The organism is Siphonobacter curvatus, assembly GCF_002943425.1.
Taxonomy (GTDB): Bacteria; Bacteroidota; Bacteroidia; order Cytophagales; family Spirosomataceae; genus Siphonobacter; species Siphonobacter curvatus.
Genome location: NZ_PTRA01000001.1, coordinates 3,488,700 through 3,511,281, shown reverse-complemented (window position 1 = coordinate 3,511,281; position 22,582 = coordinate 3,488,700). Strand labels below are relative to the sequence as shown.

General features: G+C 48.3%; 17 protein-coding genes. 11 read left to right on the top strand and 6 right to left on the bottom strand.

The features are described 5' to 3' along the window. Positions 1 to 91: 91 nt before the first annotated feature. From tpiA to C5O19_RS14525, 3 genes are all read left to right on the top strand, one after another. The gene (gene tpiA, locus C5O19_RS14535; protein ID WP_104713410.1) at positions 92 to 847 is read left to right on the top strand and encodes a triose-phosphate isomerase; all 756 of its coding nucleotides are present in this window, start codon (positions 92 to 94) and stop codon (positions 845 to 847) included. A gap of 297 nt (positions 848 to 1,144) precedes the next feature. After that, complete coding sequence (locus C5O19_RS14530; protein WP_243406386.1) at positions 1,145 to 2,776, top strand: hypothetical protein; 1,632 nt, start codon at positions 1,145 to 1,147, stop codon at positions 2,774 to 2,776. Between the two features lie 89 nt (positions 2,777 to 2,865). Then, positions 2,866 to 3,372: a GNAT family N-acetyltransferase gene (locus C5O19_RS14525; protein WP_104713408.1), complete on the top strand. Its 507-nt coding sequence runs from the start codon at positions 2,866 to 2,868 to the stop codon at positions 3,370 to 3,372. A gap of 58 nt (positions 3,373 to 3,430) precedes the next feature. Here C5O19_RS14525 and C5O19_RS14520 read toward each other — a convergent pair whose 3' ends face one another. Then, positions 3,431 to 4,300, bottom strand: a complete 870-nt coding sequence (locus tag C5O19_RS14520) for a helix-turn-helix transcriptional regulator (RefSeq protein ID WP_165796024.1) — start codon at positions 4,298 to 4,300, stop codon at positions 3,431 to 3,433. 940 nt (positions 4,301 to 5,240) lie between these two features. Here C5O19_RS14520 and corA point away from each other — a divergent pair. The 6 genes from corA (at position 5,241) to C5O19_RS14490 (ending at position 12,514) form a co-directional block, all read left to right on the top strand. After that, entirely contained in the window at positions 5,241 to 6,188 is a 948-nt protein-coding gene (gene corA / locus C5O19_RS14515) for a magnesium/cobalt transporter CorA (protein ID WP_104713404.1), read from the top strand. Between the two features lie 67 nt (positions 6,189 to 6,255). Continuing rightward, positions 6,256 to 9,336 carry a PVC-type heme-binding CxxCH protein gene (locus tag C5O19_RS14510; RefSeq protein ID WP_104713402.1) on the top strand — a complete coding sequence of 1,027 codons (3,081 nt, stop codon included), beginning with the start codon at positions 6,256 to 6,258 and terminating at the stop codon, positions 9,334 to 9,336. A gap of 158 nt (positions 9,337 to 9,494) precedes the next feature. Continuing rightward, a complete protein-coding gene (locus C5O19_RS14505; RefSeq protein ID WP_104713400.1) occupies positions 9,495 to 10,229 on the top strand; it encodes an outer membrane beta-barrel protein in 735 nt (244 codons plus the stop codon). Between the two features lie 96 nt (positions 10,230 to 10,325). Then, complete coding sequence (locus C5O19_RS14500) at positions 10,326 to 10,949, top strand: porin family protein (protein ID WP_104713398.1); 624 nt, start codon at positions 10,326 to 10,328, stop codon at positions 10,947 to 10,949. Positions 10,950 to 11,020: 71 nt separating this feature from the next. Then, positions 11,021 to 12,001 carry a bifunctional heptose 7-phosphate kinase/heptose 1-phosphate adenyltransferase gene (locus C5O19_RS14495; RefSeq protein ID WP_207766410.1) on the top strand — a complete coding sequence of 327 codons (981 nt, stop codon included), beginning with the start codon at positions 11,021 to 11,023 and terminating at the stop codon, positions 11,999 to 12,001. Positions 12,002 to 12,028: 27 nt separating this feature from the next. Continuing rightward, a complete protein-coding gene (locus C5O19_RS14490; protein ID WP_104713396.1) occupies positions 12,029 to 12,514 on the top strand; it encodes a hypothetical protein in 486 nt (161 codons plus the stop codon). Between the two features lie 81 nt (positions 12,515 to 12,595). Here C5O19_RS14490 and hemE read toward each other — a convergent pair whose 3' ends face one another. Then, complete coding sequence (hemE, locus tag C5O19_RS14485) at positions 12,596 to 13,627, bottom strand: uroporphyrinogen decarboxylase (protein WP_104713395.1); 1,032 nt, start codon at positions 13,625 to 13,627, stop codon at positions 12,596 to 12,598. A 367-nt stretch (positions 13,628 to 13,994) separates the two neighbouring features. Here hemE and yihA point away from each other — a divergent pair, with 367 nt between their 5' ends. Then, positions 13,995 to 14,606, top strand: a complete 612-nt coding sequence (gene yihA / locus C5O19_RS14480) for a ribosome biogenesis GTP-binding protein YihA/YsxC (protein WP_102199719.1) — start codon at positions 13,995 to 13,997, stop codon at positions 14,604 to 14,606. A gap of 163 nt (positions 14,607 to 14,769) precedes the next feature. Continuing rightward, entirely contained in the window at positions 14,770 to 15,207 is a 438-nt protein-coding gene (locus C5O19_RS14475) for a DUF5606 family protein (protein ID WP_102199583.1), read from the top strand. A gap of 69 nt (positions 15,208 to 15,276) precedes the next feature. On the opposite strand, the gene cysM is transcribed toward C5O19_RS14475, so the two are convergent. The 4 genes from cysM to C5O19_RS14455 all read right to left on the bottom strand — a co-directional run bounded on the left by cysM (position 15,277) and on the right by C5O19_RS14455 (position 22,582). After that, positions 15,277 to 16,149: a cysteine synthase CysM gene (gene cysM / locus C5O19_RS14470; protein WP_104713392.1), complete on the bottom strand. Its 873-nt coding sequence runs from the start codon at positions 16,147 to 16,149 to the stop codon at positions 15,277 to 15,279. A gap of 144 nt (positions 16,150 to 16,293) precedes the next feature. Further along, complete coding sequence (locus tag C5O19_RS14465) at positions 16,294 to 17,601, bottom strand: vanadium-dependent haloperoxidase (RefSeq protein ID WP_104713389.1); 1,308 nt, start codon at positions 17,599 to 17,601, stop codon at positions 16,294 to 16,296. Next, positions 17,598 to 20,858, bottom strand: a complete 3,261-nt coding sequence (locus tag C5O19_RS14460) for a VCBS repeat-containing protein (RefSeq protein ID WP_104713386.1) — start codon at positions 20,856 to 20,858, stop codon at positions 17,598 to 17,600. Before C5O19_RS14460 ends, C5O19_RS14465 begins: the two co-directional genes overlap by 4 nt. A 122-nt stretch (positions 20,859 to 20,980) precedes the next feature. Next, positions 20,981 to 22,582, bottom strand: coding sequence for a SusD/RagB family nutrient-binding outer membrane lipoprotein (locus C5O19_RS14455; RefSeq protein ID WP_207766409.1), 1,602 nt, complete (start codon positions 22,580 to 22,582; stop codon positions 20,981 to 20,983).

Sequence of the window (22,582 nt, the reverse complement as noted above, 5' to 3'; positions counted from 1 at the left end):
GAATAAAAAACCAAAATGCCCTTTCTTAGGCAGCAAAGGCATTATTTGATTAATTAAAAGTAATCTTCTGATTTTTATATTTTTTTCGCACATGAGAAAAAAAATTGTTGCAGGTAACTGGAAAATGAATAAAACCGCCGAAGAAGCAGTAGCGCTGACTTCGGAAATTGTACACATGATTGCTGACGAAGTAACCAGCGACGTAGAAGTTGTACTCTGCGTTCCTTCGCTGTATCTGTCTACACTGCAGCAGTACGCAACCGGTCGGGTTTCGATAGGTGCTCAAAACATTCACCAAAAAGCTTCTGGAGCGTACACGGGCGAAATCTCGGCTCCAATGGTGAAATCGCTGAACATTCCTTACGTTATTCTCGGACACAGTGAGCGGCGTCAGTACTTTGGCGAAACCGACGAAATTCTGGCTGAAAAAGTAAACATCGCCCTGGAAAACGGACTGAAACCCATTTTCTGCTGCGGCGAATCGCTCGAACAACGTCAGAATGAAGATTACATCGCTCTGGTACAGGCTCAGTTGACGAATGCCCTGTTCCATCTTTCCGCTGAACAATTCGGCCAGCTCGTGATCGCGTACGAACCCATCTGGGCCATCGGTACGGGTCTGACGGCTTCGGCTCAACAGGCTCAGGATATGCACGCTGCTTTGCGGAGTCACATTGCCAGCAAATACGGAGCAGAAGTAGCTGACAACACTACCATTCAGTACGGCGGAAGCGTTAGTGCGGCCAATGCAGCCGAGCTTTTTTCCAGCCCGGACGTAGATGGTGGTCTGGTAGGCGGAGCTTCGCTGAAGTCACGGGACTTCGTAAACATCGTGAAAGCGATCTAATCGGCCGCTCGGAAGCAGCACAAGCTTTCGTACGTACGATTTGAAATATCTCTTGGAATGAGTGATTCTCCCACCGTGCGATGATCACTCATTCTTTTTTGTCGTAGGTAAACCATTTTAACGGGAGGTTCGTACTTTTTAAAAATCCAATTTTCTCAATCAAGCTTCCTACGTTTTTATTTTCTATTTTTGCCGCGATCGTACTTTCTTTCTACCGCTAAATAGGCTCTGAGTGCAATATTTTACCCTATTTTTTCGTGAAAAGAAGTACACAGCCTTAGCCATGATACAGCTACTATGATGAGATATTTCATAAAGCGACTTTTTTTCGTACAATTTATTGCTCTGATCGGATTCAGTTTGACGGTAGTCGCTCAATCAGCTTTACCCGCCCAGTCAAATCTGCGAATCATCTTTCCCGACCAATCCAACTGGAATGTACTGGAAGAAGGAAAGCCTTTTTCCTTTAAACTTCAGACGCGTCCCAGCCATCAGGATAGTACGGCCATTCGATTTAGTATTGTCGAAGGTCGGCAGGACGGTATGCAACTGGATTCAATCGGGAATTTCCAGTGGACGCCCAGCTACGATCTCGTAGACCGGATTCAGGGGAGCAAAACATTTACCGTACTTTTTGCCGCCAGTACGGATAAGGGCGATCAGGTACGTCGGAGTGCTGAGTTTCGGGTACTACACGTGAACCGGCCGCCCATCATTGGTGACCTGAAACCTTTTTACGTACAGTTTAACGTACAGAATATCTATCAGATTGATCCAAATGAAGTACGCGATCCGGATCAGGACCCAATCGTGTTCATTCCCATTACGGATCAATTGCCCGAAGGAGCAAAGTTATCGGCTCAAGGAGAATTTACCTGGAAGCCTTCGCAGACGCAGTTTAACAAACTCAAGACTTCACCGCTATACGTTGAGTTTTTTGTGGAGGACCAACCCACAAAAGCACGTACGAAAGGACGTCTAAAGATCGACGTTACGCAATTGGATTTGCCCCCGGTGGTTTCCGTCGTTCCCAACGTAAATACAATCAAACTGCGGGAGAATACGACCTTGAACCTGGCCTTGTACCTGACGGACCCTAACGGCGATCAGGATATTCAGGAATTCTCGTTCCTATCCGATAACCGTTCGATTCCGAAGGAGGCTCTCAAGAAAAATACTAACACGCAGTACGAGTTTATCTGGAAGCCGGATTATGATTTCGTCAAGGACCCGCTGGATACACTAGGCTTTAATCTGACCTTCTTCGTAATGGACAAAAGCCAGAAGCGGGACGAAAAGCGGATTCACGTAACGGTGGAAAACGCCGTCAACGAGCGTGAAAAGGACCTACAACTCTACATCCAGTACCGAACTTCATTGATTCGGGCCTGGGAGTTGATTGCTCAATTGAGCGAAAAGCAGGATGAACTCAGTAAGCTATATAGAAGAGCAAAGACCGGTAAGAAAAATCGCTCGGTGATGAATGCTGGTATTGGGGCAGGAACGGCAGTAGTACCATTGACCATTAATGGAGATGGTGGTGGAGCCGTTAATGCTCGGCGAATCATTCCAACCGTAGGTGGTACGGCGACCGCAACGGTAGGTACGCTGGAAGCGACGGAAGTGATTGGTCGCTCCATTAGTCCGCTGGTGGATCAGCTCAATAAGATCATCGTCAAGAAAAATGAATTACAGACCAAGGGAGACATTTTTGCCCGGAAGTACAACCTCAAATCTGCTCGTAGAGGGCAGAGTGGACAGACTTTCGCCAAAGATCTCGATGACTTCGAAGCTTCCATGAAAGTAAACGACCTGTTAGCCCTGGAACTGGATGCCGGTTGGCAGGATCGCAATAAGCCCAAAAGCCAGGAACAGCAGGACAAGAGTCTGCAACGAACCTTCCGGGATTTCGTACCCTTTGAAGAGTAATCATTCCAAGAGGCCTAAAAAAGCGGAAAAGATACCTTTTCCGCTTTTTTAGGCTATATTCAATTCCTAACTGAATTTATCTCCGATTCATGATCGAAACGTCCCGTCTTCGTCTACTAGCTTGTGATCTAACGCTTTGGGAAGCCGTATTGGCTGGTAATAATGTACTTAGCCAAGTGATTGGAGCCAATGTACCGCGTCGCTGGACTGAGAATATGGATGCTTTTCCGGAATTCTATCAGCAGGTCAAGAAAGATCCTTCGCTTGAAAAATGGGGAGCACATTTGATCATTTATCGTCCGGAGAACCTGCTGATTGGCAGTTGCGGGTACAAGGGGCAACCCAGCGATCAGGGCGAAGTAGAAATCGGGTATGAAATTAAAATTAGTCATCGGGACCGTGGATTAGCTACCGAAGCCGCCAATGCCCTGGTCGATTACGCCTTTACCTTTCCGGAAGTACGTACCATTGTCGCTCATACGGTTGATGAAGAAAACCCGTCGACCAAAGTCTTAAGCAAAGTAGGTTTCCAGAAGAAAACCCAGGTACTCCACCCCGAAGAGGGCTTGCTTTGGCGGTGGGAACTGACTCGCTAGTATTCCATCGCACGTGCCATTCCCAATACGGGCGAAAGCTTTCGAAAAGGAGATTTCTTTAGAGATTTCGGATTCTGCTTTCCAGATCATCTTCCGGTTTCAGATTGAGTCGTTTACGGAGGCGATACCGGGCGGTATTGACACTTTGAGGCGAAATACCCAGAATATCCGCAATTTCCTTCGTACTGAGATTCATTTTCAGCAAAGCCATCAGCCGCAAGTCGTTGGAACTAAGTGAGGGAAATTCCCCGGTAATCCGCTCAAAAAACTGAGGGTGTACATTTTCAAACACATCCTTGAAGTAGCTCCACTTGTCCTCGCCGTGTAGATACGTGGTAATCTGGGCGGGAATCCGGCGTATATCCGGTAAACTTTCCTGCTGAATCTGTTGCCTGATTTCTTCCAAAAAACGGCTGTACTTCACTTCCTGGAGCGTATAACTGGTCAGCTCGCGACTCCGTTGCTCCAATTCCTCCTCCCGTTGCTGCTTTTCCTGTTCCAGTAGCTGGGCGTACGTACCCAGCTGTTGGTTCTGCTGCTGAATCACATTCAGGTTCAGAAACATCTGTACTTCCGTGTTATAGAAGTAAGTGGAAGCAATGAAAAGCATGACGGTCACTCCCGTGCACTCAAAGAGCCGAATGGTCTTTTCATCGGTATTGGCTACTGGGGTGATATAAATCAAAAGCAGCATGGAAAGGAGGCCCACCAGCGAAATGGTTAGCCGGGGGCGCCAGTCGGTCAAAAAGATAATCTGTGCCGCAATCAAGGAAACGAAATAAAATACGATGGACTGCCGGGCCTTGTACACCAAGAGCGAACGAATAAATAGGTACAAACAGGTCAGCGTGATGTTGGCGTAGTAGGCGATTCGGGCTTTGGGAGAAAGCTGTAGTGTTCCCCGGGGCCAGAGAGTTAATGTATACACTGCTGTAAGCAAACAAAGTCCCAAAAGGACTTGCGTATACATTAAGTAGCCACCAATCCCATCATCAAAGGATTGACCTCTTCGGTACGCGACCCAATCCAAAATAATTAGTTCCAGAAAATAGGCTACTGTAGCCCAAGCTAATAAATAGATTCGACTACGAATTAATTGAATACGATGCTGACTAAAAGCTTCTATGTATTCATAGGGAACGCGTGTAAAAAGACGAGTAATAGACCAGGACATTTAGGCGGAATTAATGCAGGACAAAAATGTATTTAAAAACACTATTTTACAATTTGTCTATTGAGAGTCTATGTGTAAAAATAACTTCCTAAGCTCAGAAAGCCCACTTTTGCGGTATGAAATGAGAGAAAAATAATATAATATCTATACGTTAAAACAAACCTTGTATGGCTTTGAATATAAAATTTAACAATAATTTATTATGAAGATAAGGCCGGTAATAAAGATTAATTTAAGTCTGAAATTTATCAAAAGATAAGTTATTAAAAGAATTTAAGTAAGCGTTAACTTGATGTGTAATTCCAAATTCTCCCCAAACTTTTCACCTATTGTCCTTGCTAGTTATGAACCCTGTAAACACCGCTTGTCCCTATTGTAAATCTATCGCAACGCAAAGACGGCGAAGACCCCTTGTTGTAAAGTACTTATTGTTTTTTCTTCCCCTGCGGTGGTATCTATGTGAAGGGTGTCGTCGAACATTTTTCAAGATTCACTAAGAAAACCAGTTCCAAAAAGGAAAGCCCGGCTTGCAAGAGCCGGGTTTTCCTTTTTGTTGAATCAAAACAAGATTCCCCATCCGAAGGTGTCGTTCATGAATTTTCGCCTTCTGCTACCCCAGCACGGTTCGGATAGTTGTTTCTCTGAACACTTGTTATTTGTTTTGAGAAACGAACCAGTATAATAGCAAGCAGACGTGGTTAGAATTTACTACAAGGAAGGAAAGCAAATCCGGCGTGAAAACGATGTAAAGGAACTGGGCCATTTAAAAAATGTAATCTGGATCGATTTGCAGTCGGCTAGTCAGGAGGAAGAGGAATGGGTAGAAAATAAATACACGGTTAGTTTTCAGACACCCCAGGAAATCGTAGAAATTGAAAGTTCTGCCCGATTCTTCGAGCAGAACGATGCATTGAATGCCAACTCTAACTTCCTGAGTATTGATACCGAAGGATTCCGTACGTATCCGGTTTCAATGATTCTGCGGAATGGCACCTTGTTTACGTACCGACGGGGCGACTCGAAAACCTTCGCCGATACGGTGAAGCGAATGAAAGTCACCGGTGACGAGACCTTTCAGATTGGAGCCGACATTTTCATTTTATTGCTGGAAACCCGCATTGAAACCGATGCCGATTTGCTTGAATCTATTTCAAGGGACGTTTCCTTACTCTCAAAATCGCTGACGGCCGACCAGAAACCGCGTCAGGAAGTACTGATTCGCATCAATACGCTCCAGGAAAATACCATGTTGCTGCGGGAAACCATCATTGATAAACAGCGGGTACTTTCCAACGTACTGCGAAGCTCCCTGTTTCCTGATTCGCACCGGGAACGCCTTCGGCTGGTACTGAAAGATATTAGTTCACTGCTCGAATATTCCACCTTTAACTTTGAACGCCTGGAGTATCTCCAGAACACGTTTATGGGTCTGGTCAATCTGGAACAAAACCAGATTATCAAAATCTTTACGGTGGTAACGATTGTCTTCATGCCGCCTACGCTTATTGCGGGGATCTACGGGATGAACTTCGATCACCTGCCTTCCACGGGTTCGCCGATTGGCTTCTGGCTGTCACTGGCCTTGATGATGCTCTCCTCGCTGTCGGTACTGGGATGGTTCCGACGGAAACACTGGATTTAATCATTTTTTGGTTATATCTTTTCTGCCTTGTAGAAAATACAAAACATTAATCAATACTTCTAAACGAATGAATACGCATCCTTTCTGGAGTAGACCGGCTCGCTGGGGGCTGGCTTTTTCGCTGGCTGGCGGGTTATTTTCGCTGCTTGCCGTACAGCAAAATCCCGTATCCCGAACCATCAATGCTCTAATGGATTCAGTACTGACGGATGCTCAAAAACGGCTACCCGAGAATGCCCTGCGAACGCTAAAAACCGTGGATGGGCTGCAAGTGCGAACCTACGCAACCGAGCCCATGCTGCAGAATCCCACCAATATGGACGTGGATGAGCGGGGACGGGTCTGGATCACCGAGGCGTATAACTATCGTCCGGCGATTAATGGTAACCCCACAACTGACAAAGGAGACCGCATCGTCATTCTGGAGGATACCAATGGGGACGGCAAAGCGGACGTCCAGAAAGTCTGGTATCAGGGGCCAGAACTGAATGCTCCGTTGGGAATATTGGTACTGGGCAACAAAGCGATTGTGTCGCAAAGCCCCTATGTCTGGTTGTTTGAAGATACGGACGGCGATGATAAGGCCGATAAAAAAACGGTTATTTTCCAGGGAATTGAAGGTGAACAGCACGACCATGGCATGCATACCTTCGTCTTTGGTCCGGATGGAAAACTATATTTCAACTTCGGAAACGAAGGGAAACAGTTGCGGGATGCGAAGGGAAATCTCATCAAAGATCAGGATGGCGACCCCATTCAAACGGGAAATAAAAACAAGTACAAACAAGGCATGGCGTTCCGCTGTGACCTGGATTTTACGAACATAGAGGTACTGGCTCACAATTTCCGAAATCCGTTCGAGCTGGCCGTAGATAGTTACGGGACCGTCTGGCAGTCCGACAACGACGACGATGGTAACAAAGGCGTACGCATCAATTACGTCCTGGAAGGGGGCAACTATGGCTACACCGATGAAATGACCGGAGCCAACTGGCCCGCCAGCCGTACCAACGAAGAAAAGGAAACGCCCCTCAAACACTGGCACCTGAATGACCCCGGCGTAGTACCTAACCTGTTGCAAACCGGCAGTGGTTCGCCTACGGGGATCGTCATCTATGAAGGCGATTTGTTACCCGCCGTGTACCGAAATCAAATGATTCACTGTGAACCGGGCCACAATGTAGTCCGGAGTTATCCCGTAACACCGAGCGGAGCGGGGTATACCGCAACTATTGAAAATTTACTCAAAAATGACGGCGACCGCTGGTTCCGGCCTTCGGATGTTTCGGTGGCTCCCGACGGTTCTTTACTCATTGCCGACTGGTACGATCCGGGTGTGGGTGGTCACCAGGCGGGCGATCAGACGCGGGGCCGGGTGTACCGCGTGGCTCCGACCAACCAATCGTATACGGCTCCCAGCTATCAGTACAATGATCCTAACGGTGCTTTGATGGCCCTGCAAAGTCCGAATATGTCAGTGCGGTACAAGGCCTGGAATGCATTGATGAAGCTAGGAGATCAGGCCGTCCCAGTACTTGAAAATCTCTGGCACTCGGACGCGAATCCCCGCATGCGGGCTCGGGCGTTCTGGGTACTGGCCAAAATGAAGGGACAGCCGTACGTAGAAGAAGCCTTGAAAGATGCCAACGCCGACTTGCGAATGGCGGGTTTGCGGGCGGCTCGTCAGCTGAACCTGAACGTGCTGGGGTACGTCCGTCAACTAGCGAAAGACTCGAACCCAGCCGTACGCCGCGAGTGTGCCATTGCCCTGCGGCATCAGAAGGCCCCCGAAGCTGCTGAACTTTGGGCTTCGTTGGCCGATCAGTACGATGGAAAAGATCGCTGGTATCTGGAGGCCTTAGGCGTTGGAGCTGACCGGCAGTGGGATAGTTACTTTGCGGCGTATACGAAATTGCATCCGAAGCCGACGGCAACGGCCGCTGAAAAAGACATCGTTTGGCGGGCTCGTACGGATCTGGCCATTCCTTACCTATACCAACTCATTACGGATGATCAGTTGTCGTTATCGAACGAACGGCTGCGGTATTTCCGGGCCTTTGATTTTCACCAGGGAAACGTGAAATCAGAAACACTGGTGAAACTGTTGCAGGGCAATTCGACGCGTCAGGCGGAGTTGACCAAGCTGGCCTTGATGCACATGGATGCGGATTTCGTTCGGAATAACCCTACTGCCAAAGCCACGTTACGGAAGCTAATGGCTACCCTCAACAACGGTGAATACCTGGTGTACGCTACCCGCTACAGTTTACCCGAAGAGAACCCTAAATTATTACGAACGGCCCTCGATCCGCTGGATGAAAACCTGGGCCGCATCGCGATGAATCAGCTACTCGTTCAGGGAGGGGGCTCGCAGGTAAAGGCGATTTTGTACGGTAAAGACGAAGCTAAAATCCGAAAAGCATTGACGGCCCTACGCAAGGTGGGTACGAAGGAATCCATCAGTTACCTGTCTGCTCTGGCTCTGGATAAACGTCAGCCGAAGTGGGTACGGCAGTTGGCTACCCGTAATCTGGGCGGCTCGATGATGGGTGAAGACGAAATTCTGGTTTTACTCAAGGATGGTAAAATCGAAAAAGAATACATTACCTATGCCGTACAGGGGGTGGCTAATGCCTGGCGAAAAGCCGTAAGTAAGGAAGCCGCCAGCTACTTAAGCGGCGAAACGACCACCGGAAAACCACTGCCCAAAATCGATGAATTACTGGCTCTGCAGGGAGACGTTCAGCGGGGGGTTAAAGTATTCGCTCAGAACTGTGCGATTTGTCACCAGGTCAACGGTCAGGGAGCGGATTTTGGACCGAAGCTCTCGGAAATTGGCTCTAAACTGCCTAAGGAAGGTCAGTACATGGCCATTCTGTACCCTTCAGCAGGTATCAGTTTTGGCTTTGAAGGCTGGGAAGTTCAACTGAAAGATGGTTCTTCGCTGGCGGGTATCGTAGCGAGCAAGACCGAATCAGATCTGGATTTAAAATATCCCGGTGGTACGAGCCAACGCCTGAAAATGACCCAGGTCAAGAGCATGAAGCAACAAGCCGACTCCATGATGCCTTCCGGACTGCACGAAAACCTTAGTAATCAGGATTTAGCGGATTTGGTAGAGTACTTGATGTCTCTGAAGAAAAAATAAACGTTTATGAGTAGGAAAACCGGGAATGCCAATTCCCGGTTTTTTTATGGGCTACGAATCGTAAACATAAATTACGGTGGAAGAAGTAGGCCGCATTTTCTCGCCATTCCCGATTCCTTTTGTTTCTTTGCGGTTCCAACACGTAGTACTTCCTTCGCATGAAAAAAGTCTGTTTGCTGAGTATTTCTTTGTTTCTGTCTTCCCTTTCCGTATTTGCTCAGCGTGAAGCTGACCCCCGATGGGTCTTTATGATGGGATTGAACGGTACGGACATGAGCCGTAGCCTCGTGCCGAATACCGGCGAACCCATGATTAAACCCGCCTTTACCTTCGGCTTTGCCCGTAATATTGAACTGGTGCCTAAAATGCTAGGAATCAACGTAGGACTGCGGTACAGTCCGCGGGGGTACTGGTCTGAACAACGCTATCCGGAAAAAGAATACACGTCTGGTGATAACAATACCTTCCGGTTTGCCGAACGTACCCGTAGCTGGAATGCCCTGCATTACCTGGATATTCCTGTGGATGTGGTGCTGCAGGTAGGCGGTGAACGCACGAAGTTTTATGCTTCGGCCGGAGGTTACGTAGGCTACGGCTTTTACGGAAAAAATAAGGTGCGTTTTAATAAGGTTGGCTTTGCAGCTGACTCCACCAACGGGAGCTTTGAACCCGTTGAAGCCTATCACCGGGTAAACGTAGATCCTTTTAAAGAAAGCCTGAAACGTCTGGATTATGGCTTCAATGTATCGGTTGGGATTCGTCGGAATTATACGGTATTGGGCCTTACCTACAGCCAGGGACTAGCTGATGTCTCGAATCTGGCCCGGAACGGGTCCATTTCCAATCGTTCGTTTGGACTGTTTATCAAATACTATTTTGACGACGCATTCTAAACAAAAATACGTTTGTCAGACTTGTATGTTCGAATTCTTATGGAGGTTATTTGTTAAAGACACACCTCTTTTTTGTCATCTAATCCACGGTTTTGTATGAGATATTTGATTTGGGTTTTTGTTCTGCTGTTTCCAGCGGCTGTCTGGGGACAGAGTAAATTAATATTCAAAGCGGGTGGTAACGTGTCCAGTATGAGTCAGGCGTTGAGTTCAGAGCTGGATGCCCCCATTTCAAAGGCGGGTTTTCATGCCGGTCTTGGCTCCGATATTCCACTGGATGCGAAAAATACACTCAGTATTCAGCCCACGTTACTGTTTGTGCAACGAGGCTACATCGCTGATTTCAAGGTAGGCACGCGAAGAGCGACAACGACCCTGAATTATCTGGACTTACCTGTCAATCTGATGTGGAAAATCGGTAATGAAGAAAAGAATACGAAATTCTTACTCTTTGGCGGGGGATACGTAGCCTGCGGCATTGGCGGCAAAACCCGTGAACGCGAAAACGGAAGTGTACAGAGTGAGTACAGCATTCGGTATAATTATGATCTGCAGCGGTTCGATTACGGCGTACAGGGCGGCGTAGGCGTACAATTTGATTACTTTCAGCTAACGGCCTTTTATCAGCAGGGACTGACGAATGTCTCGGACATGGCGACCAATGCCAAAAACCAGACGTTCGGTATCAGCTTCAGTTATTTATTTGACAACATTTTTTAGTAACCCCATTCGGCTTGCTTACCGAACGTAGGGTACCGATCCCGGATGATGGATCACTGATCATTGAAAATATGTTATTACCAGCAGTCTTTGAGGCGTTTAATGAGTTAAATGTATTAGTTATCGGCGACGTGATGATCGACAGCTACGTATTCGGTCGCGTCGATCGTATTTCGCCCGAAGCTCCCGTTCCCGTCGTGGTCGCCCAAAATCGGGAATTTCGTCTGGGAGGAGCCGGAAACGTACTTTTGAATGTACAGGCTCTCGGAGCAAAGGCCATTGCCTGCTCGGTGATTGGGAAGGACTCCTACGGCGATGAGCTGTGTCATTTGCTGGAAAGTAAAGGGCTCGCCACGTCGGGAATTGTGCGGAGTAAGGAACGCATTACCACGGTGAAAGAACGGATCATTGCGGGTAGTCAACAGGTGGTGCGAGTAGATACTGAAACGGACGCTCCGATTTCCGGGGAAGAACGGGAAGCCTTGCTGGTTAAAATCAGCGAGCTTGCCAGCAGTTGCCAGGTCATCATCTTTGAAGATTACGACAAAGGAGTTATCTCCAAAGAACTCATTGAAGAAGTCGTGGCAATGGCCCGCGAGCGGAATATTCCGACGGTAGTAGATCCGAAAAAGCGAAACTTTCTCCATTATAAAGGAACCACGCTTTTCAAACCCAATTTGAAAGAATTACGCGAAGGGCTTAACATCAGCTTCGATGTACGCAAACCCGTCGAACTTGAATCTGCCGCTCAGCAACTTAAAGAGGCCTTGTCGTTGGGTGGTACACTGATTACCCTTTCTGAACGCGGCGTCTATATTGATTTTCAGGAACAAAAATGCCATTTGCCCGCCCATATTCGTCAGATTGCGGACGTATCAGGGGCAGGCGATACGGTGATTAGTATTGCAGCCTGTTGTGTAGCCCTGGGACTCTCACCCAAACAGATCGCGGGCCTTTCCAACCTAGGGGGTGGCCTCGTCTGCGAAGAGGTAGGTGTAGTACCCATCAATAAATCTCTTCTGTTATCAGAAGCCTTATTGGCTGAAGTATAGGAGAAGTAGGCATTGAAGCTTTTACGTATGAAAAATTACCTGTTGCTCTTGCTGGTACTGCTAAGTGTCGCCTGTGCCAAGACCAAGCCGGTTGAAGCCATTGGTGGGATAAAACCCGTGGATATCTACACCCGGATGGAAAAAGAAGGGTATACGACGCTTAAGAACATTGGCGGAAAATCAGGCAATAGCTGGACGAACCGGAAAAGTACGGATTCTACGGAGTACATGATCGTGACGATGAGTTCGGACGTGAATACTGTTGAATCCGTGAAGGCGACTGCAACGATTACGCCCAGCAAAAACATTCGCAATACACTTCCCTTTTTTGTATTGATCGGAACCTTACCCTACGACGGTGCGGACCCCTCGGGTGTGATTCGCTGGCTGGAAACGAATTTCGATACGAAGAAATCGGTGGAAACCACTATTGGCGATGCTACCTTTACCTTGCTTAGCCCTTCGGCTTCTTCTCGCGTGCTACGCATTGAAAAGAATAAAGCCCTCAAGTAAATTCAAGTAAATAGGGTATACCCAAAAGCCCGTTCGTTCAAGTACTTGAACGAACGGGCTTTTGGCTGGTATAAAAATTCGTTAAAAACGAAATTCCTTTACGGTTTGGATGAAGCAACGAACCTTATCGGGATCCGTATCGGGATACACGCCGTGGCCGAGGTTGGCGATGTGTTTCTGTCCACCAAATTGACGTAGCATGTCCTGCGTTTGCTGTTTGATCTCGTCGAAATCGCTGTAGAGTACGCAAGGGTCCAGATTTCCCTGTAACACCTTATCCGGAATCATTTCCCGGCTTTCGGCAATGTCCATATTCCAGTCGAGTCCTACGACTGAACAGTTGAGAGCATTCATTTCCCGCCGGGCAAAAAACGCACCTTTAGCAAATACAGTCACGGGCACCAACGCCTGAAGGGCCTCGCTGATCTGAGCAATGTAGGGTAGCGAAAATTCCCGGTACTGCTGCGGCGACAAAATGCCCGCCCAGGAATCGAAAATCTGCACCAGGTTCGCTCCGGCAGCTACCTGAGCTTTTAGATAGGCAATGGTCGTATCGGTAATTTTCTGGAGGAGGCGGTGGGAGAGTTCCGGTTCCGCGTAGAGGTATTTCTTCGCTACCGAGAACGTCTTGGAGCCTTTGCCTTCCAGCATATAACAAAGAATCGTGAACGGTGCTCCGGCAAAACCGATGAGCGGTACGCGTCCATTGAGTTCTTTTTTGGTGATTCGAATGGCATCCAGCACGTATTTCAATTCCACTTCTGGATCGGCTACTTTCAGTTTATCTACGTCTGCCAGGGTCTTGACCGTAGTAGGGAATACCGGTCCTCGAGCTTCGATCATTTCGTAGGGAAGGCCCATGGCTTCCGGTACCACCAGAATATCGGAGAAAATAATGGCCGCATCTACGCCAAGCAAATCAACGGGCTGAATGGTGACCTCGGCCGCCAGTTCGGGCGTCGTACATAAATGGATGAAGCTACCCGCCTGAGCTCGTACGGCCCGGTATTCGGGCAAAATCCGGCCGGCCTGTCGCATCATCCACACGGGTACTCGTTCGACCTGTTCGCCCCGAGCGGCCCGTAAAAACAAATCATTCTGAAGGATTTCCATACCACAAAGGTACGAGGGAGATGAGAGTTTGCAGTTTTCAGTTTAGAGTTTTCAATTGAGAACCGCTATGGTTTGAATCGATTGGCCAATGCGCTTTCGGATTGCAAATCCAAAAGCGATCTGTAAGGGATTGTTAAGTCCGTGCCTTACCAATGCACAGCAGGCGGGTTGCGGGTTACAAATCTGGAACAGCGAGACCATTTAACGCTCTTTCGGATTTACGATAGCTGAGTTGACTGGCGGTCATTCAACAACGCTAAACGGCTGCGGTAAGTACTTCAAACGCTAAGCGACAGGGCCTCCAAACTGAAAACTCTAAACCGAAAACTCCAAACTCACTCGTACCTTTGTAGGAAATTTGGAATCGATGAAGATTAAAGAAGCCGTTTTTCTGGTTAGTAATACCGATTGGCAAAAATGCCCCGCCCCCGACCGCCCCGAATATGCCTTTATCGGACGGTCGAACGTTGGTAAATCCTCGCTGATCAATTCGCTGGTACGGCGGAAGGATCTGGCAAAGACTTCCCAAACCCCTGGTAAGACCCAATTGATCAATCATTTTTCGGTTGACAATTCCTGGTACCTGGTCGATTTACCCGGTTATGGCTACGCCAAGCTCAGCAAAAGTGAGCGGGAAAAGTTCGAACCCATGATTTTCGGGTACCTCGAAAATCGGCCTAATCTGATCTGTACGTTTGTGCTGGTGGATATTCGGCACGATCCGATGTCCATTGATCTGGAGTTTATGACGCAATTGACAGAAGCGGGGGTACCCTTTTATCTGGTGTTTACCAAAGCCGATAAACTGAGCAAATCCCAAGTAGAACCGAAAGTGAAAAAGTACCGCGATGGCTTTTTACAATTTTTTTCGGAAATGCCGAAATACTTCGTCACCTCTTCCGTTGACGGAGTAGGCCGCGACGAAATTGCGGAAGCGATTGGAGAATTGAACGCGGATTTTCGGGGTGTTCGGCGGTAATCGGGCAAGGATTGGCTACTTTTGCGGTTCCATTTACCGAAAAAGGTCATTGCCTTATACGTTGAGCCTTGGTAAGGAGTCATGATCTCGCTCATAATCAAACGGTTATGAGGCTATCATGTGAATACGGAAAAAACAGTTTTTGTCAAATAAATTCGATTACATGGAATTGTTGAAAGAAATCGCCCATATCTCCGGAAAGCCCGGTTTATACCGCATTTTGAAGCCTACTCGTACGGGAGTTATTGTTGAAACCATCGACGAGAAAAAAGGCCGTACCGTTGTAGGAGCAAACGCCCGGGTTTCGGTACTGAAAGAAATTTCCGTATATTCCGATAGCGAAGAAGGCTCAAAACCCCTGCCCGATATTTTTGCGGCCATTCGTGAGAAACACGGCGAAAAAGTAGAAATCGACGCTAAAAACGCCAGCGAAACTGAACTGCGTGAGTTCCTGGGTGAGGTATTTCCGGAATTCGACCGGGAGAAAGTGTATCCTTCGGACATTCGTAAAATGATTTCCTGGTATAACCTGCTATCTTCCTATCTGCCCGAAGTATTCGAGGTGAAGGAAGAAAATACGGAAGAAGAAAAAGCTGCTTAAGCTATTTCCTAGCACAAGCAAAAAGGCCGCGAAGAAATCGTTCTTCGCGGCCTTTTTGCTTCGCACTGATTAGCCAAATAATTCACTCGAAAGGTACCGATCACCCCGGTCGCAGATGATGCAGACGATGACGCCGCTTTCCAGTTCGGAAGCTAGCTTCAAAGCCGCTGATACGCAGCCACCGGAACTCATGCCCCCAAAAATTCCCTCGACCCGGGCCAGCTGACGCGTCATCGCTACAGCGTCGGCCTCGGCTACATCCATGGTACGGTCGACTCGACTGGGATCAAAAATTTTCGGCAGGTACTCCGTAGGCCAGCGGCGAATACCGGGAATGGACGATCCTTCAGTAGGCTGACAGCCGACGATCTGGATGTTCGGATTTTGCTCTTTCAGGTACAGAGAATTGCCCATGATCGTACCCGTCGTACCCATCGAACTGACGAAGTGCGTAATCGTGCCGTTGGTATCCCGCCAGATTTCCGGACCGGTGCCTTTGTAATGAGCCAGGTAATTATCCGGATTCGCAAACTGATTGAGTTGGTAGTGGGTGCCCGCGTCGGCCTTGTTTTGGGCGTAGTCGCGGCAGGCTTCAATACTTTCCAGCAGCGTTACTTTCGCTCCGAAGGCCTCCATCGTTAATACGCGTTCGCGGGTCGAATTCTGCGGCATCACCAGCTCGATAGTCAAATCATACAGGCGGGCAATCATAGCCAGAGCAATGCCTGTATTCCCACTGGTCGCTTCAATCAATGAAGTATTGGACTGAATATCACCCCGTTCCAACGCACTACGAATCATATTCAGGGCCGGACGATCCTTCACGCTGCCGCCGGGGTTGTGCCCCTCGAGCTTACCAAAAATTTTAACCTTGGGATTGTTATGTAATCGCGTAATTTCTACCAGCGGGGTATTGCCTATAAAATCGAGAAGAGAAGCCATAGAAGCGAATGTTATCGTCCGAATACTAACTGCGGGGCAAAGTAAAAGATTGCTCCTGAAAATACACGGATTAACTAGACTTTCCCTAATTCACTAGGAAGAAGCAACGCAGTACCAGCCCATGGTTGCGGATGAGTAACAACCTCAAAACGATTTGACACCCGCTTTTTTTACTTTCGCAATCACAAATAGTCCAATGGCTTTTCCCTGTTCCTGCCCTTGTTCAATGGCATCCCGGTAATGGATTCCGCCGTAAAGCCGGGAAATGGCTGCTTCTTCGGCTGCCTGCCGAAACGATTGAAACGATCGCGTAGGAAGATCAAAGATGACCTCTGTCGTATCCGTAAAGGCAAAACGATCGCCCAGCAAGTACGTCAACACTTCGGAAACCGCCGTGGAAATGACGCTGTGCCCGCTGGTATATTCGGGAAAGGGCGGGGTTTGTAACAACGGTTGCCAGGTCTTATCGATTTGTTGCTGAATGTACGTTTCTGGGCGAATCCGATTACTCCGGTATTTTTCATCCCAGCAGCTAATGAACGCGTCGTGCAGGGTCATGGCGGTTAAGGCCAGTACGAATACGGATCGGTTAAAGCTCAGTTTGGCCTGCGTGGTCGCAATACTGGTAATGTTCATCCAGTGGCCTCCGGGACTGATTTTCTTGAAACCGATCATCATGTGACCCGACGTATTGATCGCAAAAGGATTACAATCCCAGTAGGAGGCAATGAAACGGTGGTCCGTATTCAGCGTTTTGCCTTTCTGGTAAACTTCGTACGCCAGCTTATAGAAATTACTGCTGGAATCCCTGCTGAACGTAACGGGACGTTTGGGTGCAAACTGACTACAGGAATCCATCATAAACGGACGAATGGTCTTCCAGTGCGGCTCGATCGCTTCAATGTATCCCGGAGGCGTGGGATACCAGTAACCTTCTCCTTTCACCGGACGGTAACGAAGTCGGGTACTGAGTTGGTTATAACGGTCAGTAAGTGCATACGCAAGGACGTGTTTAGCCATGACCTGAGCAGCGTCAATGGCGGCATCAATGGTTGGTTGCGGCTGTCCTTCGGCGAGCCATTTTTCAACCAGTTTTTTCTGATCTTCCTCGAGCATGTAGCCGGAAGGGAGAATCAGTCGACCCGTTTCCAAAATGCAGTAGGTAGCAGCCAGGGCGTAATCGTACGACTGAACCGAAGACAAATCGGGTTTTTTGAAATCACGGGCTAACCGGGTAGGCGAGGGGATTTTTGAATCATTTCGGGAGACAAATTCCTGGGCTCCCAGGAGGCAGTAGGAATAAAAACGAGCAGCAGCCGGAGGATTGACGACATCGTGAATCATCACCATGGTTACGGCAAAAACCGAAGGTTGCAGATGCTGGGCGGGATTCGGTTTTTCCGCCCATACCATGGATATGGTACTAAAAAAAATCAGCAAAAAACGTTTCATTTCACTTGGTAGAATTGCAGGGGCTGATCAAAAGCCCCAATGACTAAGTAATCCTGATTGTTCACCCGCAGGCTCAAAACCGATTTCACATCTCCGCTCACTGATAAGCCGGATTCCATCTGATTGACGTAGTCAAACTCCAGACCTCTGGCCCGGAGCAGGCAACCATAGTTGGCATCCATCGTGCCGATTTTGAGGCGGTTATAGGATTTGTTGCCCAGCAAGAGTACATCCGTCTGGTGGTGATGGGTAAAGTCGCCCGCGAGAATCTGCGTAACGGGAGCAAACTGAGCCTGAATCGGCAACGGCATCTTTTTAAACGTTCCCTGATCCCGGCGGAAGCAGACGGTATGGGCTTCGGTTACAGTCCACTTTAAAGCGGAACTCAATTGTTCGGGGGAGAGAATCTTGTCAATCGTTGCTTCGGAGTAATCCTTGTATGAAATGAATTTCCGACGCATCGGAAAAATCTGATCGTTCAATTCATCCCGACTCACGAAGGGATACGACTTGTTCTGCATGTAAAAACAGAACAGCGGATCGATGGAGCCATTATTATCAAAATCGGCGTAGTACAGCTCGCCCGGTTGTTGCGGCGAAACCTTGATTTGCGTATTCATACCCAGGTTCCCAGCAATGATGTCTTTTTGACCGTCGTTATCCAGATCATACACCAGAAGACTGGACCAGAATCCGTTTTCCTGTTGAGGAAAGTATTCGTTAGACTGATCCGAAAAACCTTCAGGCGTATTTTTGAAAACTTTGATGGGCATAAACTCGCCACAGAGAATGAGGTCTTTGCGTCCATCCTGATCCAGATCTTCCCATTGAGCATCGGTAACCATGCCGTTGACCGGGAATCGATGGGCCGTGAAGGTTCCTTTTCCGTCGTTTTCCAGTAGATACGAAGTGGGGCTTAGCGGGTATTTGCCCGGAATGACTCTCCCGCCTACAAATACATCCAAGTCCCCATCCATATCATAATCCGCGACCCGCACGCAGGATTTACTGCTGGCGTTTACAGTGGGTAATGGAGCAAGCGTTAGATTCCCCTTTCCGTCGTTGAGGTACAGAAGATCCTGCAGGGAAGCCGAATTGGGTTCGAAAAGTGAATAGCCACCCATAGCTACGTACAGGTCATCGTAGCCATCGCCATTGGCATCGAAAAAGACCGCTGCTGCCGCCGCCGACATCAACTCATCTCCGATGACTAGCTTTTCAAGGGCCTGGAACGAACCATTTTTCTGCTGAATCAGGATTTTGCCCGTATTGGTCTGGTCGCCACCAATGAAGACATCTTCCAGCCCGTCCTTATTCACATCTCCCTTCGCCAGTACCGGACCCGTTTGGGAGTACATGGATAACATCAGCGGCTGTCGCTTGAAGTCATTTTCAGCGTAACCCTGGTGGGTATGGGCAAAAAGGGGCTTTACCGACTCGAATACGGTTGGCTTTTGAACCGTCGTGGCAGACCAGGGTAGAGTACTTTTCTGTTCGACTACGAGGCGTTGGTTCGCTTTTACCGCCTTGTGTAATTCCTGCGTTAAATCCGGCCAGATGATACGTACGGAATCAACTACGGTATGCGTACCCAGACCGAAGTGCAAGGTGAGGGGTTGCGAAGACAAATATCCCCGAACCGGCATCAATTCCTGGTACTGAAGGGCTCCCTGCGTGTACACGGTAACCTTGGCTCCCAGAGCATTTCGATTTCCTTTCGGTGAGCGTAAGGCAAATTGGATGTAATTACTGGTACCCGATTCACGACTCAGGTTTTGATACACTGAAACCGGATCGTTAATATTATTGACGATCAGTTCCAGATCACCGTCGTTGTCCAGATCCGCGTACGCGGCTCCATTGGAAACGCAGGGATTTGTCAACCCCCATTCCATCTGTTTGTTGGTGAACGTCAGATCATGGTTGTTTCGGAACACATAGTTGGGAAGCCGACTCGCCGGAATGGCTTTGATGAGGTCCATCATTTGCATGGGCTCCCGGTCCATGGCTTTTCGAATCTTGTAGTCGCCCCAGTATTTCAGGAAATCTTTGTTGGTAAAATCCCGCAAATAGCCATTGGATACGAACAGATCCTTGTATCCATCATTATCGTAATCGGCCAGGAGGGGGCTCCAGCTCCAGTCCGTACTGGCAACACCCGCCAGTTGAGCAATCTCACTAAAGGTACCATCGCCATTATTGAGTTGCAGCATGTTTCGCATGAACTGCTTGTGCAGATCCTGCTTGAGCATGAGGTCATACGACTCGTAGTTTTCCTGAAGTTGCAGGGTTTTCTGGCGACGGTTATCCTCCGGAAGCATATCCAGTGAGACAATATCGGCCCAGCCGTCATTGTTGTAATCGGCAATGTCGAGTCCCATCGAAAACTGGGATAGATGGCGGAAGGCCTGTTTGCTTACTTCCCTAAAGGTGCCGTCTTTATTGTTCAGATACAGGTAATCTGGTTCGTTGTAGTCGTTCGTTACGTAAATGTCCTGCCAGCCATCTTTGTTGAGGTCTGTGACAACGACGCCCAGACCATACGTCAGGGTATGCTGGCGAATGCCCGCTTTTTTCGTGACTTCGACAAAGTGATTACCCCGGTTTTCGAAAAGTTTGTTACCAGACAATTCGTCCACATCATTGCGGTACTTGTACAATTCCAAGTTGTCGTACTTTCCTACGCTGTGATTGAGCAACAGCAGGTCCAGGTCTCCATCGTTGTCGTAATCAAAAAAAGCCGATTGAAAACTATAGGAGGGATCATCCAGGCCATATTCTTTGGCCTGTTCTTTAAACGTCAGATTGCCCTGATTGATGAATAACTGTTTACGCCGTTTGTCGAGGTCGCCTTTGCCCATGTAACAAACGAAAATGTCGAGCAGGCCATCGTTGTTGACATCGGCCATACTCACGCCACTTTTCCAGGCATCGGTCCGGCCCTGTAGGCCGGCCTCCAGCGTAATATCTTTAAATTTCAAGCCACCCAGATTTAGGTACAGCTTGTTTTCTTTCAGATTCGAGGTAAAGAATAAATCATCCAGGCCATCATTATTAATGTCGCCCACGGCCACGCCACCGCCACTATAGAAGTATTCATACTCCATAATGTTGTGGTTTTCCGTTTCGATGATTTCATTTTTGAAGGTAATACCCGTTTTTTCGGGGGGAAGTAACTGAAATACAGGTTTCTGTGCCCACGTAACCGAAGCAGTCAGCGTGGCGACCAAAAGATACAAGATACCTTTTTGGATCATGGATAGCAGTACGTTTGAGAAAGTCGGGGTGTATAGAAACGAAAAAACTTCAACGCTGGGTTGAAGTTACTAGTATTCAAAAGAAACGATAAGGGGACTAGCCCCTTATCGTTTTTACGTTACTATTGTTTATCCCACCAAATCCGGGAAGTCCAAACGTCACCGTTGGGTAAACGGGAAGCGGCTTCTTTGTAGTTGGTCGGGTTTAGTGAACCTTCGCCGGTTGGGTAAAGCTCCCGCCGTGGAATACTACCACTAGAGAAGTTACCCGTATAGTTTACTGGCGTAAGTTGGGGATATCCCGAACGTCTCCAGTTACTCCAGGCTTCAATGAAGTTTTGCAAAATGCTGGTCGTAGCCCAGTACTGCTCATTAATCTGCTTGAGGGCATTGGCTGCTACTAAGGGGTGAGCCGTAGCGTAGGCATCAGCCGTAGCAGCATCAATCGCCACTGTCGTACCAAATTTCGCTAACGATTGCAGACCCGCAGATACGGCATTTTTGTAGTGCGTAGCTGCCGAACCAGTTACGGTGTAACCCCGCGTAGCCGCTTCGGCCAGCAACAGTTCCGTTTCGGCGTAGGTCAGCACGAATAACGGTCCGCTCTGATTACGGAAAACATTCGTAGGGCGCGAATACTTACCCAAGGGCGTAACGTCGTTGCCCGTACCCGTAGCACCGGGGTAATTGGGAGCTTTAGTAATATCCGTAGCACCACCGCTCAAATCGTAGCCATTGGGTAAGCCTAACTGATTGGCTGGTGTATTGTCGCCACCCGTAGCGGTCTGGTTTGCCGCGAGTCCGGCCGCTGGAACTTCCGCAATTTTGCCTAAACGAGGATCCTCATTGCTTTTCAGATAATCAATCATCGTTTTGCTCCAGCGAAGCTGGTACAAATCCGCCGCCGTTGCCAAAGCTGAAGCGTTGGCATTGGTATAACTGTTGGTCAGGTCGGCCATTACGTATGCATCGTCAGCCACGCTGGTAAATACGCCACCAGCAGCCGCCTTTTCAGCGTAAGTCTTAGCCGTTGTTGGGTCTGCCTTTGTTAAACGCATCGCTAGTTTCAGCATCAGCGAGTAACCATAGCGTTTCCATTGGCCGATGTTACCCTTGTAGGCGAAGGCATCGTTGGTCGGAGCAGCTTGGTTAGCATTTAGAGCAGTAACGGCCGTTTCCAAACGAGTCAGGAGCGATTTGTAAATGCTTTCCTGCGTATCGTAAGTTGGTTGCGTAATGTTACCCGTTTTTGCCTGCAGAGCCTGCGAGTACGGAATGTCACCGAATACATCGGAAGCCGTCGCCAGACTTTGGATTTGCATAATGGTGCCAATGTTCTCCAGATTGGACATGCCTCCTTTTTTCTTGGCCAGTTGCTCCATTTCGTAGGCGAAGCTGGCCGCATTGTACGCATTATTCCAGACCCGGTCCAGGTAGGAGAGGGTATTGTTGGAAAGGACGTACTTGTCGCCGTTCGAATAGTAGTTGGCTCCGCCCGTGGAAGTAGAAGCATAGGCCTGAATCCACATGCTTTGGAACAAAACCGAGTTATAACCCGAGATAGACTCTACGTATTTCCACTGAGCACTCGGCAGCAGCAAGTTTGCGTTGAAAATAGCTTCAGAAGCCTGGTTAGGGTCGACGTTAAGCTCATCAAAATGCTTTGTACAGGAGAATTGCAAAGACCCTGCTAGTATAGAAAGGAGAATGAGTCTCTTTTTCAT